12 protein-coding genes are annotated in these 13,676 nt (G+C 66.3%); 8 read left to right on the top strand and 4 right to left on the bottom strand.

The annotated features are described in order from the left end of the window. Positions 1 to 8: 8 nt before the first annotated feature. From ACQP1K_RS01855 to ACQP1K_RS01845, 3 genes are all read left to right on the top strand, one after another. Entirely contained in the window at positions 9 to 431 is a 423-nt protein-coding gene (locus ACQP1K_RS01855) for a DUF3151 domain-containing protein (protein ID WP_433499126.1), read from the top strand. Between the two features lie 128 nt (positions 432 to 559). Then, on the top strand, positions 560 to 1,843 hold the full coding sequence (locus tag ACQP1K_RS01850) for an adenylosuccinate synthase (protein WP_433499125.1): 1,284 nt from the start codon (positions 560 to 562) through the stop codon (positions 1,841 to 1,843). 181 nt (positions 1,844 to 2,024) lie between these two features. Next, a complete protein-coding gene (locus ACQP1K_RS01845; RefSeq protein ID WP_433499124.1) occupies positions 2,025 to 3,113 on the top strand; it encodes a glycerophosphodiester phosphodiesterase family protein in 1,089 nt (362 codons plus the stop codon). A gap of 264 nt (positions 3,114 to 3,377) precedes the next feature. On the opposite strand, the gene ACQP1K_RS01840 is transcribed toward ACQP1K_RS01845, so the two are convergent. From ACQP1K_RS01840 to ACQP1K_RS01825, 4 genes are all read right to left on the bottom strand, one after another. Next, positions 3,378 to 3,581 (bottom strand): ferredoxin, encoded by a 204-nt coding sequence (locus ACQP1K_RS01840; RefSeq protein WP_433499123.1) that lies wholly within the window; start codon positions 3,579 to 3,581, stop codon positions 3,378 to 3,380. A 9-nt stretch (positions 3,582 to 3,590) separates the two neighbouring features. Continuing rightward, entirely contained in the window at positions 3,591 to 4,793 is a 1,203-nt protein-coding gene (locus ACQP1K_RS01835) for a cytochrome P450 (protein WP_433499122.1), read from the bottom strand. Positions 4,794 to 5,153: 360 nt separating this feature from the next. After that, a complete protein-coding gene (locus ACQP1K_RS01830; RefSeq protein ID WP_433499121.1) occupies positions 5,154 to 5,924 on the bottom strand; it encodes an SDR family NAD(P)-dependent oxidoreductase in 771 nt (256 codons plus the stop codon). A gap of 51 nt (positions 5,925 to 5,975) precedes the next feature. Beyond that, on the bottom strand, positions 5,976 to 7,322 hold the full coding sequence (locus ACQP1K_RS01825) for an amidase (RefSeq protein ID WP_433499120.1): 1,347 nt from the start codon (positions 7,320 to 7,322) through the stop codon (positions 5,976 to 5,978). A gap of 558 nt (positions 7,323 to 7,880) precedes the next feature. Between ACQP1K_RS01825 and ACQP1K_RS01820 the strand changes: the two genes are divergently transcribed. The 5 genes from ACQP1K_RS01820 to ACQP1K_RS01800 all read left to right on the top strand — a co-directional run bounded on the left by ACQP1K_RS01820 (position 7,881) and on the right by ACQP1K_RS01800 (position 13,664). Next, complete coding sequence (locus tag ACQP1K_RS01820; protein WP_433499119.1) at positions 7,881 to 9,464, top strand: sugar ABC transporter ATP-binding protein; 1,584 nt, start codon at positions 7,881 to 7,883, stop codon at positions 9,462 to 9,464. A 34-nt stretch (positions 9,465 to 9,498) separates the two neighbouring features. Further along, positions 9,499 to 10,461 (top strand): ABC transporter permease, encoded by a 963-nt coding sequence (locus ACQP1K_RS01815; RefSeq protein ID WP_433499118.1) that lies wholly within the window; start codon positions 9,499 to 9,501, stop codon positions 10,459 to 10,461. Between the two features lie 85 nt (positions 10,462 to 10,546). Continuing rightward, positions 10,547 to 11,563, top strand: coding sequence for a substrate-binding domain-containing protein (locus ACQP1K_RS01810; protein WP_433499117.1), 1,017 nt, complete (start codon positions 10,547 to 10,549; stop codon positions 11,561 to 11,563). An 87-nt stretch (positions 11,564 to 11,650) separates the two neighbouring features. Then, complete coding sequence (locus tag ACQP1K_RS01805; RefSeq protein ID WP_433499116.1) at positions 11,651 to 12,382, top strand: GntR family transcriptional regulator; 732 nt, start codon at positions 11,651 to 11,653, stop codon at positions 12,380 to 12,382. After that, the gene (locus tag ACQP1K_RS01800; RefSeq protein WP_433499115.1) at positions 12,306 to 13,664 is read left to right on the top strand and encodes a four-carbon acid sugar kinase family protein; all 1,359 of its coding nucleotides are present in this window, start codon (positions 12,306 to 12,308) and stop codon (positions 13,662 to 13,664) included. The genes ACQP1K_RS01805 and ACQP1K_RS01800 overlap by 77 nt, the downstream gene beginning before the upstream one ends. Positions 13,665 to 13,676 lie beyond the last annotated feature (12 nt).

The raw sequence follows: 13,676 nt of genomic DNA, 5'->3' as shown, positions 1-13,676 counted from the left end.
TGTGCACTATGGAATCGCACGAGAACCTCCTTGCCGGTCCGCCGCCCACCCTGCTGCCGGACCACTCCGAGGCCCGCGAGATGCTGGAGGCGGGTACGAAGGCGGCCGACGTGGCCGCGCGTTTCCCCGCCTACGCGGCGGCCTGGGCCACTCTCGCGGACGACTACTTCGCGGCGGGGCATGCCGTGACGTCGTACGCCTTCGCGCGCACCGGTTATCACCGGGGGCTCGACCAGCTCCGGCGCGCCGGGTGGAAGGGCCACGGCCCGATTCCATGGGAGCACGAGCCGAACCGGGGGTTCCTGCGATGCCTGTACGCGCTCTCGCGTGCGGCCCAGGCGATCGGGGAGAAGGACGAGGCCGAGCGTTGCGCCCAGTTCCTCCGGGACAGCAGCACAACCGCCGCCGACGTCCTGATTCACGCCCCCTGACCGATTTAAGGCGATAACAACCGATCTCCCAGGTCTCGCCGGGCTCGGGGCCTGGGATAGTCTCTGGTTGCAAGAGCCCCTGCCGCGCTTGCGTCAGGGGTTTTCCATTTGTGCTCGGGAGTGGAACCATGCCGGCTGTCGTTCTCGTGGGCGCCCAGTGGGGCGACGAGGGCAAGGGGAAGGCCACCGACCTGCTGGGCGGCGACGTCGACTACGTCGTGCGCTATCAGGGAGGGAACAACGCGGGCCACACCGTGGTCATCGGGGATCAGAAGTACGCGCTGCACCTCCTGCCGACCGGGGTGCTGTCGCCCGACGTCGTGCCGGTCATCGGCAACGGCGTCGTCATCGACCCCGGCGTGCTGCTCGGCGAGATCGACGGCCTCGCGGAACGCGGGATCACCTGTGACCGTCTGCTGATCTCGGCCAACGCCCACCTGATCATGCCCCACCACAAGGCCATCGACAAGGTGACCGAGCGCTACCTCGGCAAGTCCAAGATCGGTACGACCGGGCGGGGCATCGGCCCGACGTACGGCGACAAGATCTACCGCATGGGCATCCGCGTCCAGGACCTGCTCGACCCGGGCATCCTCGGCCAGAAGATCGAGGCCGCGCTCACCGAGAAGAACCAGATCCTCACCAAGATCTACAATCGCCGTGGCCTGGAGCCAGCCAAGATCCTCGAAGAGTACCTCGGCTACGCCGAGCGGCTGCGCCCGCACATCACCGACACCTCGCTCGTGCTGAGCCGGGCGCTCGACGAGAACAAGGTCGTACTGCTCGAAGGCGGCCAGGGCACGCTGCTCGACATCGACCACGGCACCTACCCCTTCGTCACGTCGAGTTCCCCCACCTCGGGTGGCGCCTGCACCGGCTCCGGCATCCCCCCGACCCGGCTGACCAGGATAATCGGCATTCTGAAGGCGTACACCACGCGCGTCGGCTCCGGGCCGTTCCCCACCGAGCTGCTGGACGAGCAGGGCGAGTGGCTGCGCCAGACCGGCGGCGAGTTCGGCACCACCACCGGGCGCAACCGCCGCTGCGGCTGGTTCGACGCGGTCATCGCGCGCTACGCCACGCGGATCAACGGCGTCACCGACTTCTTCCTCACGAAGCTCGACGTGCTGTCCGGCCTGGAGCGGATCCCGGTCTGCGTGGCCTACGACGTCGGCGGCGTGCGGCACGACGAGATCCCGATGACGCAGACGGAGTTCCACCACGCCAAGCCGATCTACGAGGAGCTGCCCGGCTGGCAGGAGGACATCACCGAGGCCAAGACCTTCGAGGATCTGCCGCCCAACGCCCAGTCGTACGTCAGGGCGCTGGAGGAGATGAGCGGCGCACCGATCTCCGCCATCGGCGTCGGTCCCGGCCGCACCCAGACGCTGCAGCTGCGCCCCCTGATCTGAGCCTGCCGGCCTGGCCTCCGATCCGCGGTCATGGGCCGGGCCATGCGGCGGTCACGTACGGTTGGATCCCGCACGCGTGAGTCCCCTGCGTGGGGTTACGTCCGGTAAAGTCCCAGGTGGCCACGCCATAGGGGACGGCAATGTGCGGCACCGAGTCGGCGACCCAGTAGGGTACGCCCTTGTGCTTGGAAAAGTTGAGTTGCATGGTCACAGAGGGGCGCGTGGGCTCCGGCCGGAGAACACGCTTCCCGGCCTGGCACACGCGCTCGAACTCGGGGTGGACGCGCTGGAGTTCGATGTCGCCATGTCGGCCGACGGCGAGATCGTCCTCACCCATGACCTCATCGTCTCGTCCGTGACCAGTGCGGACACCGGCATGGCCGTGCCGGAGGACGAGATGTTCCCCTACGTCGGCAAGCCGATCATCTCGCTCACGCTGCCCCAGCTGCGCACGCTCGACGTCGGCGTACGGCTGCCGCAGCGGCCGGACGACCGGTTCGCGATGACCCAGGTGCCGCTGCCCGACACCCGGATGCCGACGCTCGGCGCCGTCCTCGGCCTGATCGGAGCGCTGGGCGCGGACGACGTACGGCTCCACGTCGAGCTGAAGTCCAATCCCACCCGCCCCGATCTGTCGGCCGACCCCGGCAAGTTCGCCGAGCTCGTGGTCACGGAGCTGGAGCGGCACGACCGGCTGTCCCGGGCCGCCATCCTCAGCTTCGACTGGCGGATCCTCGAGGCCGTCCGGCCGGCGGTCGAACGGCGATATGCCCTGGTCGAACGGCGCACGATGCACCCGGTCTGGATGAACGGGCTGCACCTCGCCGACTTCGCCACAGGCTCCCCGGCCTGCTCCCCCGGCGAGCCCGCCGGACCCGCCGCCCTCAATGGCGGCCTCAACGGCCTCAATGGCCTCAAGGCCCTCAATGGTCTCAACGGTCACGCTCTCAACGGCCTCGACGGCCTCGGCGATCTCGGCGATCTCGGCGGCGAGGTCTCCGGGCTCGCCGGGGCGGCGGCCGCTGTGGGCGCCACGACGCTGTCGCCCGACCGCAGGATCGTAGCCCCGGCCCTGATGGCGGACGCGGCCGCACGGGGCCTCCCCGTCGTCGTGTGGACGGTCAACGACCCCGTGGAGGCCGGCCTGCTCATCGACATGGGCGCTTCCGGCATCGTCACCGACTATCCCGACCTCATGCGACGCCTCTGGCAGGCCCGGCGGCTGCCGCTCGCCGAACCGATCAGTCCCCTCCGCCCGGTGAGCGCATAACCCACGCTGCGCTACGCACCCCCCTCCCGTGATCTTGCGAATACTCGCACGTCGGGCCAAGAGCAGGGCTTTCGCGTTCGTGATCTTGCAGTTTCTCGCAGCCATGTGACCTGACCAGCGAAAACACTGTCCGTGATCTTGCATTCGACAGTGCAAGATCACGAACCACATAAGCCCAGGCCAGACGGCCCTTCTGCAAGAAACTGCAAGATCACGGAGTTTATTTGCGCAGCTCAGAAGGGTGACTTGCGAGAAACTACAAGATCACGGGACAGGGTCTGTGATGGACAGGGCTCCCGACGGGCAGAGCCGTACGGCCTGCTCGACCGCCTCGCGCAGCGACTCGGCCGGCTCCGGATCGAGCAGCACCACGGTGCCGTCGTCATCGCTCTGGTCGAAGACCCCGGGCGCGGTGAGCGCGCACATCCCTGCGCCGACGCACCGCCCGGTATCCGCGTTGATCTTCATTTCCCCCTCCTACCAGGCCACCGGCAGGCGGTGCACGCCGTAGATGGCCATGGCGTCCCGCATCGGGACCTCCTCGGGTGGTACGGCCAGGCGCAGGCCCGGGAAGCGGCGCAGCAGGGCGGGATACGCGATGCGCATCTCCACCCGGGCGAGCTGCTGCCCCAGGCACTGGTGGACACCGTGACCGAACGCGAGATGACCGTGCGCCGACCGGGTGACGTCGAGCATCTCGGGGTCGGCGAACCGTTCGGGATCGCGGTTGGCGATGGGCACCGACAGCAGCACGGACTCCCCCGCGTGGATCAGTCGGTCGCCGATCTCCACGTCTTCCAGGGCCGCCCGGATGAGACCGAAGTGGACGACGCTGAGATAGCGCATCAGCTCCTCGACCGCGTTCTCGACGCTATCGGGGTCGTCGCGCATGACCGCGAGCTGCGCCGGGGTGGTCAGCAGCGCGAACGTGCCGAGCCCCAGCATGTTGGCGGTCGTCTCGTGGCCGGCGACGAGCAGCAGCAGGCCCATGCCCGCGATCTCCCGGTCGGTCAGCTCGCCCGCGGAGACCAGCCCGCCGAGTAGATCGTCCTGCGGCTCCCGCTTCTTGCGCAGCACGAGGTCGTACAGATAGTCGAACAGGTCGTCCAGGGCGGCCCGCGACTCCTCGACCGGCGTCTCCAGGTTCAGCAGCGTGGCGGAGTCCCGCTGGAAGCGCTCGCGGTCGCCGTACGGCACGCCGAGCAGCTCGCAGATGACCAGGGAGGGGATGGGCAGCGCGAAGGACGACACGAGGTCAACCGGAGGTCCCAGGCGCTCCATCGCGTCGAGGTGGTCTGTGACGATCTCCGCGATCCTGGGCTCCAGGAGCTTCATCCGGCGCACGGTGAACTGGCCGGTGAGCAGCTTGCGGAATCGGGTGTGATCGGGAGGGTCCATCCGGATGAAGAAGCCCGGCGGCAACCGGTCCAGGTCTTCCTGCCGGATCGGACGCTGCGGGAACGGGGAGTGGAGGAGCTCGGGGCGAGTGGAGAAGCGCGGGTCGGCGAGGATGGCGCGAGCTTCGGCGTACCCGGTGACCACCCAGCCCTCATGTCCGTCCGGGTAGGTCATCCTGCGGACGGGCGTCTCCTCCTGCCAGCGTCCCAGCTCGTCCGGTGGGTCGAGGGGACGCTCACGCGCGGTGGGAAAGGTCACCAGGCGAGGTGTGGCCTCTGTCATGACACGCTCCCGTAAAGGTAGAAACGGTCGTCCGTCGAGGTCCTGCCCCTCTAGATAACAATACGAACGGGGAAATCGCAATGAATAAAAATTCATTGCGTATGTCATGAAATTTCGGGAAGGATCGCGGTCAGATCCAGCCGTAACGATGGAAAGCGGTGCGGACAGCCGATCCAGCACGTGGAGCCGGGCGAGCCGGTGATCACCCGGGGTCCGTCCGGCTCCACCCGGCACGAACCCCCGGATCGACGAGGCGAAGAATCCCCAAGCCCGCGAATGGGTCAGAACAGGGTAATACCGGGACCGGGGTGCGCGCCCTCCTGAACGACGAGGACCGAACGCCCGGAGGGTGGCCCCGCGTCAGCTCATGTACTGTCCGCCGTTCACATTGACGTTCTGACCGGTGATGAACCCTGCGCCGTCCGACATCAGGAAGGCCACGGCGTGCGCCACGTCGGCGGGCGCTCCGATGCGCTTCACGATCTGCTCGTCGATGAACCCCTGCTTGCGCTCCTCCGTCAGGCGCCCGCCCATGATGTCCGTGTCGATCGGGCCAGGTGAGACGGTGTTGGCGGTGACTCCGAATTCACCGAGTTCTCGAGCCACCGATCGGGTGAAGCCGATCAGACCGGCCTTGGCCGTCGAATACGGCGTCTTGCTGTACGTGCCGCCGCCGCGCTGGGCTGAGATCGACGAGATGCTGACGATCCGGCCGATGCCATGCCTCACCATGGAGCGAGCCGCGCGTTGTGTGACGATATGGACGCCGGTGAGGTTGACGTCCATCTGACGACGCCACTCGTCGAGCGTCAGCTCGAGGTACGGCGTCGGCGATGAGATGCCCGCGATGTTCGCGAGCCCCACCAGCGGCGGCAAGGAGGCTTCGGCCTCGTCGAGTGCTCGCGAGACCGCGTGGGGATCGGAGATGTCGGCCCCCCACCCCGCGGCGAGGACATCGAAGCGCTCGGCGAGCTCGGACGCGGCCTCCGCCGAAGCGCTCGCGTCGAGGTCGATGATCCCGATACTCCACCCGTCTTCCGCGAGTCGCTCCGCGACGCTTCTGCCGATGCCACGCGCCGAGGCAGCTCCGGTGACGATCGCGGTGCGAGCGGTGGGGAGATTGTTCAACACGAGATTCCTTCTTCTGTTCTGTGGGCTGACCCGGCGAGCCGGCACCGCGGGCTACACATAGGCGGGCGGACGCCGACGATGGTGGTCGGTGTGACGCTGGAACGCCTCCGCGAGGGCGACGATCGTCGCCTCACGATCGGACGCTCCGACGATCTGGAATCCGATCGGGGCCCCGGACTCGGTGGCCCCACCGGGAATGGTCATGGCCGGCAGACCCGCGGAGTTGATGGGGCACGTCGCCATCATGATGCGCGTACGCCACTCAGGGCCGACTCCGATGTCGTCCAGATACGCCGCGGTAGGCGCGGCGATGCCGGTCACCTGCAGCAGCAGAGCGTCGATGTCCGCGAACGTCTCGCGGACGCGTCCGGAGAAATCCTGCCGTCTGTTGAGAATCCGCTGGTAGTCGACTCCCGAAATCGCGAGCCCCTGAGCGATCAGCGCGCTCAGCTGGGGCCCGTAGACCTCGGGTGAACGGCGGAAGACGTCCTCATGCACGAGTGCCGCCTCGACCGCACAGGCGGGCGTCCAGTCGTCGACGATCTGCTCCACGGAGGGAAGCGCCACCTCGACGAGTTCTGCTCCGAGCGACTCGAGTACCGCCGCGGCGGCGAGGATCATGTCGCGTGTCTCGGCATCGCAGAGAGCCAGGAAGGACGGATCGATACCGATGCGGGTGCCGTCGACGATGTCCTCCGCGCGATCGCACGCTTCGGTCAACGAGTCGCCGGGACGTCGCAACGTCACCGGATCATCGGGGTCGGGGCCCGATATGGCGTCGTGAACGATCGCACAGTCACGTACGCTCCGCGCCATCGGCCCGGGGCAATCGAGGTCTCGCGCGAACCCCACCATTCCCGCTCGCGACACTCGGCCCCAGGTGGGCTTCAGCCCGCTCAGTCCTGTCGCGGCCGACGGAAAACGGATGGATCCTCCGGTATCGGAACCCATGCTCGCGTAGCAGAGCCCAGCCGAGGTCGCCGCGGCATTGCCACTCGACGACGCGCCCACCCAGAGGTGATCGCCCCAGGGGTTCTGCGGCGTGCCCAGCTCCGGGTGATGGGCGGCGAACGCGCCCTCGGACATGTTCAGCTTGCCGACGATCACCGCGCCCGCGGACCGTAAACGGTGCACGACGGTCGCATCGAACTCCGCGATCCTGTCGTCGAATGCTCGGGTACCTGCGCTGGCGGGCGTACCCGTGACCGCGAAAAGATCTTTCACGGCGATGGGAACCCCGTGAAGCACGCCCAGCTCCAGACCGGCGCCGTGTCGCGAGTCGCGCTCCTCCGCCTCCTTGCGTGCCGAGTCGGCAAGGACATCGCCGAAGCTCGACAGGCGCGCGTCGTACCGGTGGATGCGATCCAGCATCGCTTCCGTGACCTCGGACGAGGTCACTTCCCCTCGTCTGATCAGCGTCGCAATCTCGTGGAGCTCTAGGAAATGCACAGCGCGTCCTCTCCTCTGCACCGGGACCCGGGATCGACTCTGATGCTCTACCGCGCCTGCGGGGCTTGCACGTGATCGTCGATCCTATAGGATATGGGAAGATTGCTGCAATGACGAGGAGGGACCTGTGGAGCACACCCGGTGTCCGTTCGGCCGGGTGTACGCCGGATGCGATCGATGACGGAGACCGGGGCCGTCCGGCGTCCCGGCACGACACAGCGGTCCGCTGAAAGAGGTCGCCAACCGGTGGAGCGACCGGCATGACGGCGACGGCCCGCGACCGCGGACGGCACCCGTACACCGACCCTCTTCACGCTCCTCCCGGCCGCCTCACCAGGGCGATCACGGAATCGGCCAGATGAGCCGGCCGCCGCCGGAGAGCCGCCCGGCCCATCTCCGTCGCAGGCGGACGGGCGCAGGCCGTACCCCGTCCGCGACCCCTTGCCGCGCTAATCGTCGATCCTATAGGATCGGCGAAATGCTCGCCGCGATGACGAGGAGAGTCCGATGGAGCACACGCACGGCGAAGAGGCCGTAACCGTCGCCGCGACCACCTCACCCCTGATCGCGGTGCGGAACGTCGTCAAGAGCTACGGCGACAACCCCGTGCTCCGAGGTATCGACCTGGACATCGAGCCCGGCGAGGTCATCGCTCTCGCCGGGGAGAACGGCGCCGGGAAATCCACCCTCATGAAGATTCTCGCGAGCCTCGTCATCCCCGACGCCGGAGAGGTTCTCGTATCGGGCGAGCCTCTCAATCTCGGATCGGTGCGCGAATCACGGCGGCGCGGCATCGCGATCGTTCCCCAGGAACTCGCACCGGTTCTGGACCTGCCCGTGTACGCCAACATCTTTCTCGGTCGCGAGCCCCGTACCGCTCTCGGCACACTCGACCGGAAAGCCATGATCCGCGATTCCAAGGAATTGCTCCGGTCCTTCGACCTCCACGTCGATCCCCGCACTCCGATGCGCATGCTCAGCACGGCGATGCAGCAACTGATCGAGATCGTGAAATGCACCTCTATCGGTGCGGCGGTCATCCTGCTCGACGAGCCGACATCTGCGATCTCCCAGAACGAGGTCGACCGGCTGTATCGGATCATCCGCGATCTGCGCGATCAGGGCGTCGCGATCGTCTACACGACTCACAAAATGGCCGAGATCAGGGCGGTCGCCACCAGGGTGGTCGTGCTCCGCGACGGGGTGCTCATTTCCGACGAGGCGATATCGAAGATCAGTGACGAGCAGATAGTCACATCCATGATCGGTCGCGAACTGGACGACCTGTACCCGGCCATCCAACCGCCCGGAGGCGACGAGCCCGTTTTGTCGATCTCGGATCTCGTCGTGACTCCCGGTGGACCCGCCGTCTCGCTGACCGTTCGCAAGGGAGAGATCGTCGCACTCGCCGGGCTCCTCGGCGCCGGGCGCACAGAGTTGATCGAAGCTGCCTACGGCGCCCGGCGCACATACGGAGGGCGGTGCGCGATCGATGGACGCGCCATCCGCGGCCACGACCCTTCCGCGGCGATACGAGCCGGCATGGCGCTCGTGCCGGAGGACCGAAAGGTCGGCGGAGCCGTTCTGTCGATGAACATTCTCCTGAACGGCGTCCTTCCCCGACTACCACGCTTCACCCGTTTCGGCTGGCTCAATAAGAAGGAAATCGTCAAGCAGGTCGTCAACACCATGGATGCCGTACGGCTGAAGCGCACGAGTCTGAAACAGGAAGTCGGCCATCTGTCGGGCGGAAACCAGCAGAAGGTCGTGATCGGCCGCTGGCTGACCGGTGATCTCAAAGTCCTCCTGCTCGATGAGCCCACCCGGGGAGTGGACGTGGGGGCGCGCAGCGAGATCTACCAACTGATCACCGATCTCGCGAGGGAGCACGACGTCGCCATCCTCATGGCGTCATCCGACATGACGGAAGTCATCGGGCTCGCCCATCGGATCGTGGTCATGCGCCAGGGAGAAATCGTTGCCGAATTCGATCGAGCCGATCACCCCGATGCCGAAGTTCTTCAAGAACTCGTCTTCAGACATGCCGCCGGCATAGCCGAACCTCACTTGGAGAGCCGTCATGCGAACTGACACCACTGCGATTCCAGCCTCCATCACGACGGAGGTGTCCAAGACATTTTGGCGGTCCCGCGGCGGCGTGTTCCTCATCCGAAACTCCATGGTGGGCGTCATGCTCATCGCGGTGCTGGTGTTCACTCTTTCGACCCCACGATTCGCCTCCCCCCAGAACCTTCAGTCCATCCTGATCGCCGCCGCACCCTTCGCGCTCATCGCACTGGGCCAGACGTTGGTCATCCTGACGGGAGGCATCGATCTCTCCGTCGGCTCGGTCATCGCACTGAGTGCCATGACCTCGGCCTGGTTCGCGGTCAACGACCCCTCGAAAATCTGGCTGGGCTTCGCGATCGGAGTGCTCGTCGGCCTTGCGGTCGGAATCGTGAACGGGCTCTTGGTATCCGTATTCGCCATCGCTCCCTTCGTGGCCACCCTGTCAACGCTGACCGCCGCGAGCGGGCTCGCCTACGCGGTCGGCAAGGGTGCGCCGATCCTGGGCATCCCGGCCGCGTACGGGGAACTCGCCAACACTCGCCTCGGCGGTCTGCCCGTCCCGGTCTGGCTGATGTTCATCGGTCTTCTCGTGATCGGCGTGCTCCTGCACAAGTTCGCGTTCGGCACCCGCATCTACGCGGTCGGCGGGAACCCCGTCGCGGCCGAGATCGCCGGGATCAAGGTGGGCCGGGTGCGGTTCCAGGTGTACGCCATCTCCGGTCTCCTCGCGGGGATCTCGGGAGTCCTGCTCTCGTCGAGAGTCGTCAACGCCGCGCCGAGCCTCGGCGCCGGATATGAGCTCGACGCGATCGCGGCGGTCGTGATCGGCGGGGCGAGCCTGTTCGGCGGCCGCGGCACCGTCTGGGGCACGGCGATCGGACTCCTGCTGATCCAGACGCTCAACAACGGCCTCGACATCATGCTCATCCCCTCCTATTGGCAGGACGTCATCAAGGGACTACTGATCGCGACCGCCGTCGGTGTGGACGTGTTCGCGATCCGCAGACTCAACCGTTGACGCACCCCCATCTGACGACCGTGGTCGCGCCGATGCGATCACACGAAAGGAAAAGAAAAGTAAAATGAGGATTCTCAAGACTCGGGTGCTCGCCGTCGCCGCCGCAGCGGCGCTGGCCCTCGGCATGAGCGGATGCAGCACATCGGACAGTCCGGGCAGCGCAGGAGGCGACGGTGACCGCGTGCGGATCGGCGTGACCGTGTACGGCCAGGACAACTTCGCCGCCCAGGGCAAGGAAGGCATCGACGCTTACGCCAAGGCCCGCGACATCGAACTCCTCTGGAACTCCGCCAACGGCGACGTCGCCACCCAGGCCAACCAGATCGACCAGTACATCCAGGCACGCGTCGACGGGATCCTCGTCGCTCCCGTTCAGTTCGACTCCCTCGCGCCGCAGTTGAAGGCGGCGAAAGACGCGGGAATCAAGATCGGCTTCGTCAACGCCACGGTGCAGGACGACAGTTCGGTCGATGTCGCCGTCCTTCCCGACAACGTCGCGGCCGGACGTCAAGCCGCGCAGATGATGATGGACCACCTCGACGGCAAGGGCAAGGTGGCGATCCTGCAGTGCCTGCTGGGCGCGTCGTACGAGATTCAGCGCACCAAGGGCATGGAGGAAGTGCTCGCGAAATACCCCGATGTCGAGAAGGTCGCCAAGGACGGAGCGCAGAACATCGCGGAGGCCATCGACAAGGTAAAGAACTGGATGACCGCTGTCCCGCATATCGACGGTGTGATCGCGTGCGGCGATGAAATCGGGTTGGGTGCCGTCCAGGCGGCGACCGAAGCCGGAAAGACCGTCGCGGTCGTCGGAGTCGACGCCACCGAGGACGGCCTGAACGCGATCAAGGACGGCCGCTTCATCGGCTCGCAGATGCAGCACGCCCGGACCGAGTTCGCGGCCGGCCTCGCCGCGCTCTACAAGGTCGTGAAGGGAGAGAGCACGGAGTCGCACTACACGTACACGATGGCACCGGTGACGAAGGACAATGTCGACGACTTCTATGTCAACGTCGTCTCCGGCAAGGATGACTTCCTCGCGAGAATCGCCGACGTGGTGGACCGCAACCTGAACACAGGCAAGATCGAAGACGAGAGCTGAGGCGGCTCTCCCGCGTTCTGCGGCCGACGCCACAGTGCGTCGGCCGCAGAACCAGATCTATGACGACAGAAAGCGAAGAACTGCAGCATGTCCCCTCAATACGGACACTCAGCATCGCGACCTTCCCGTCGATCCCTCGCCGACAGCATCTACGAGATCCTCCTCGATCAACTGATCGACGGAACGATTCAGGCAGGCGCGGCGGTGAACATCGATTCGCTCTCGCGAGAGCTGTCCGTTTCCGCTACACCGATCAGGGAGGCCCTGGCGCGACTCGAGGCGACCGGACTCGTCGAGCGAGAGGCTCTGCGCGGCTATCGTGCCGGTCAGTTGATCACGACAGAGCAGCTCCTGCAGCTAACGGACGCGCGCTCGATCATCGAGGCTCCGAACGCACGTCTCGCGTGCCTCAACGCGGACGACGCCTTCATCCAGGCCCTCCGGACGAACGTGTCAGAGATGAAATCGCTTGCCGGACAGGAGAGGAGTTACGGACGGTATCGCAAGACCGACGAGGAGTTCCACGACCTCATCGCAAAGCAGGCGAACAATCCATTCCTCTTTCGCGCCTATAAATCACTTGAAGCGCATGTACAGCGTTTTCGGCTGTTCGGGGCGGTCGGCCGCTCGGATGTCGATCATGCGGTCGACGAACACAACATCATCGTGGACGCCATCGCGAGTGGCGACCCGGAGCGGGCGAGCACCGCGATGAGTGACCACATCGAAGGAGTGAAATCGCGTGCGTTGCGGGACCGGGCGAACGTCGACGACCATTCGAGAGCTCGGCCCGGCATCAATGAGAAAGACACGCTCTGACGAGATGACGGCGACAAGAACAGATGTCCGCACAGTGGTGCTGGACGACGACCCCACGGGTACCCAGAGCGCTACGGGAGTCCGCGTTCTCTTCTCGTGGGACAGCGAAACCCTGCAGGAGGCGCTCGCGGAGAACCCGAGTGTCTACATTCTGACCAACACCCGATCGATCGACGAGGCGGCCGCCGTCGAGCTGGTCAACGAGGTGCGCCGCAACGCCGCCGCGGCGGCCGAAGCCCTCGGCGTCGAAGTGCGCTTCGTGCTTCGAGGAGACTCCACGCTGCGCGGCCATGTCTTCGCCGAATCCGCGCAGTTCATGGACCCCGACTCCGTGCTTGTATTCGTGCCGGCCTTCCCCGCGGGCGGCCGCAGGACCCTCGACAACGTTCATTACGTCTCCATCGATGGAGTGGATGTACCGGCCCATCGAACGGAGTTCGCCGACGACCCGGTCTTCTCCTTCCACAGTTCGACGCTCACGGACTATGTACACGAGAAGTCGTCCTTCCGCCCGGTGCGCATCAGCCTTGCCTCCGTTCGCTCCGACGGCCTCCTGCAGGCGCTTCGCGAGGCGCCCGGCGGAAGCGTCGTACTGCCCGACGTCGAAAACGACCAGGACATCGCCGCCATCGCCGACGCCATCACGAATGCGAGCGCCCACGGCCGGAGAATCGTCGTGCGGTGCGGCGCCCCCCTCGCCGCCGAGCTGGCGGGCGTGAGCAGCACCGCCCCATTTCGTCCAGCCTCCCGACCGCCACGGGCGACGCTGCTCGTATGCGGATCGCACACGGCGGCCGCCAGTGAGCAGTTGCGCGCCGTCGAGGAGCGCTGGGGGCCGTCCGTCGTCCTTGAGACCGCAGAAGCGCTCGCCGACCCGATCAGTGCGGGGAAGAGGCTCGCGGCGACCGCCAGGGAACGCCTCGGCACGTCGCCGCTGGTCGTGATCTCGTCTGAGCGGAACCGCGATGAGGCGCACGGGACCCTGCGACATGGTCAGCGTGTGATGGAAGCCTTGACGACCTGTGTATCCGAACTGGTCGAGCACTTCGACCTCGTCGTCTCGAAGGGGGGAATCACCTCGGCCGAGGTCGCCCGCACCGGCATCGGCGCGACATCCGCGACCGTTCAAGGGCAGATCGTGCCAGGGGTTTCTGTATGGCGGTTGCGCGATCGCCTCGCCCGCCCACTCGATTATGTCGTGATTCCAGGAAATGTGGGGTCCGAGAGGACCATAGTCGAGATCCTCGACGATTTCCAGGTTGAGACGCCGACCCGGTCATAACGACGGTCTGAG

The organism is Sphaerimonospora sp. CA-214678 (assembly GCF_050942215.1).
In the GTDB taxonomy this organism is placed as follows: domain Bacteria; phylum Actinomycetota; class Actinomycetes; order Streptosporangiales; family Streptosporangiaceae; genus Sphaerimonospora.
The sequence above is the reverse complement of the archived record's forward strand: the minus strand, read 5'-3'. Positions and strand labels throughout refer to the sequence as shown.

Excerpts from the sequence above, each read along its gene's own strand:
- ACQP1K_RS01855 (WP_433499126.1), top strand. The coding sequence starts at position 9 with ATGGAATCGCACGAGAACCTCCTTGCCGGTCCGCCGCCCACCCTGCTG.
- ACQP1K_RS01850 (WP_433499125.1), top strand. The coding sequence starts at position 560 with ATGCCGGCTGTCGTTCTCGTGGGCGCCCAGTGGGGCGACGAGGGCAAG.
- ACQP1K_RS01840 (WP_433499123.1), bottom strand. The coding sequence starts at position 3,581 with ATGAAGATCAACGCGGATACCGGGCGGTGCGTCGGCGCAGGGATGTGC.
- ACQP1K_RS01835 (WP_433499122.1), bottom strand. The coding sequence starts at position 4,793 with ATGACAGAGGCCACACCTCGCCTGGTGACCTTTCCCACCGCGCGTGAG.
- ACQP1K_RS01820 (WP_433499119.1), top strand. The coding sequence starts at position 7,881 with ATGGAGCACACGCACGGCGAAGAGGCCGTAACCGTCGCCGCGACCACC.
- ACQP1K_RS01805 (WP_433499116.1), top strand. The coding sequence starts at position 11,651 with ATGTCCCCTCAATACGGACACTCAGCATCGCGACCTTCCCGTCGATCC.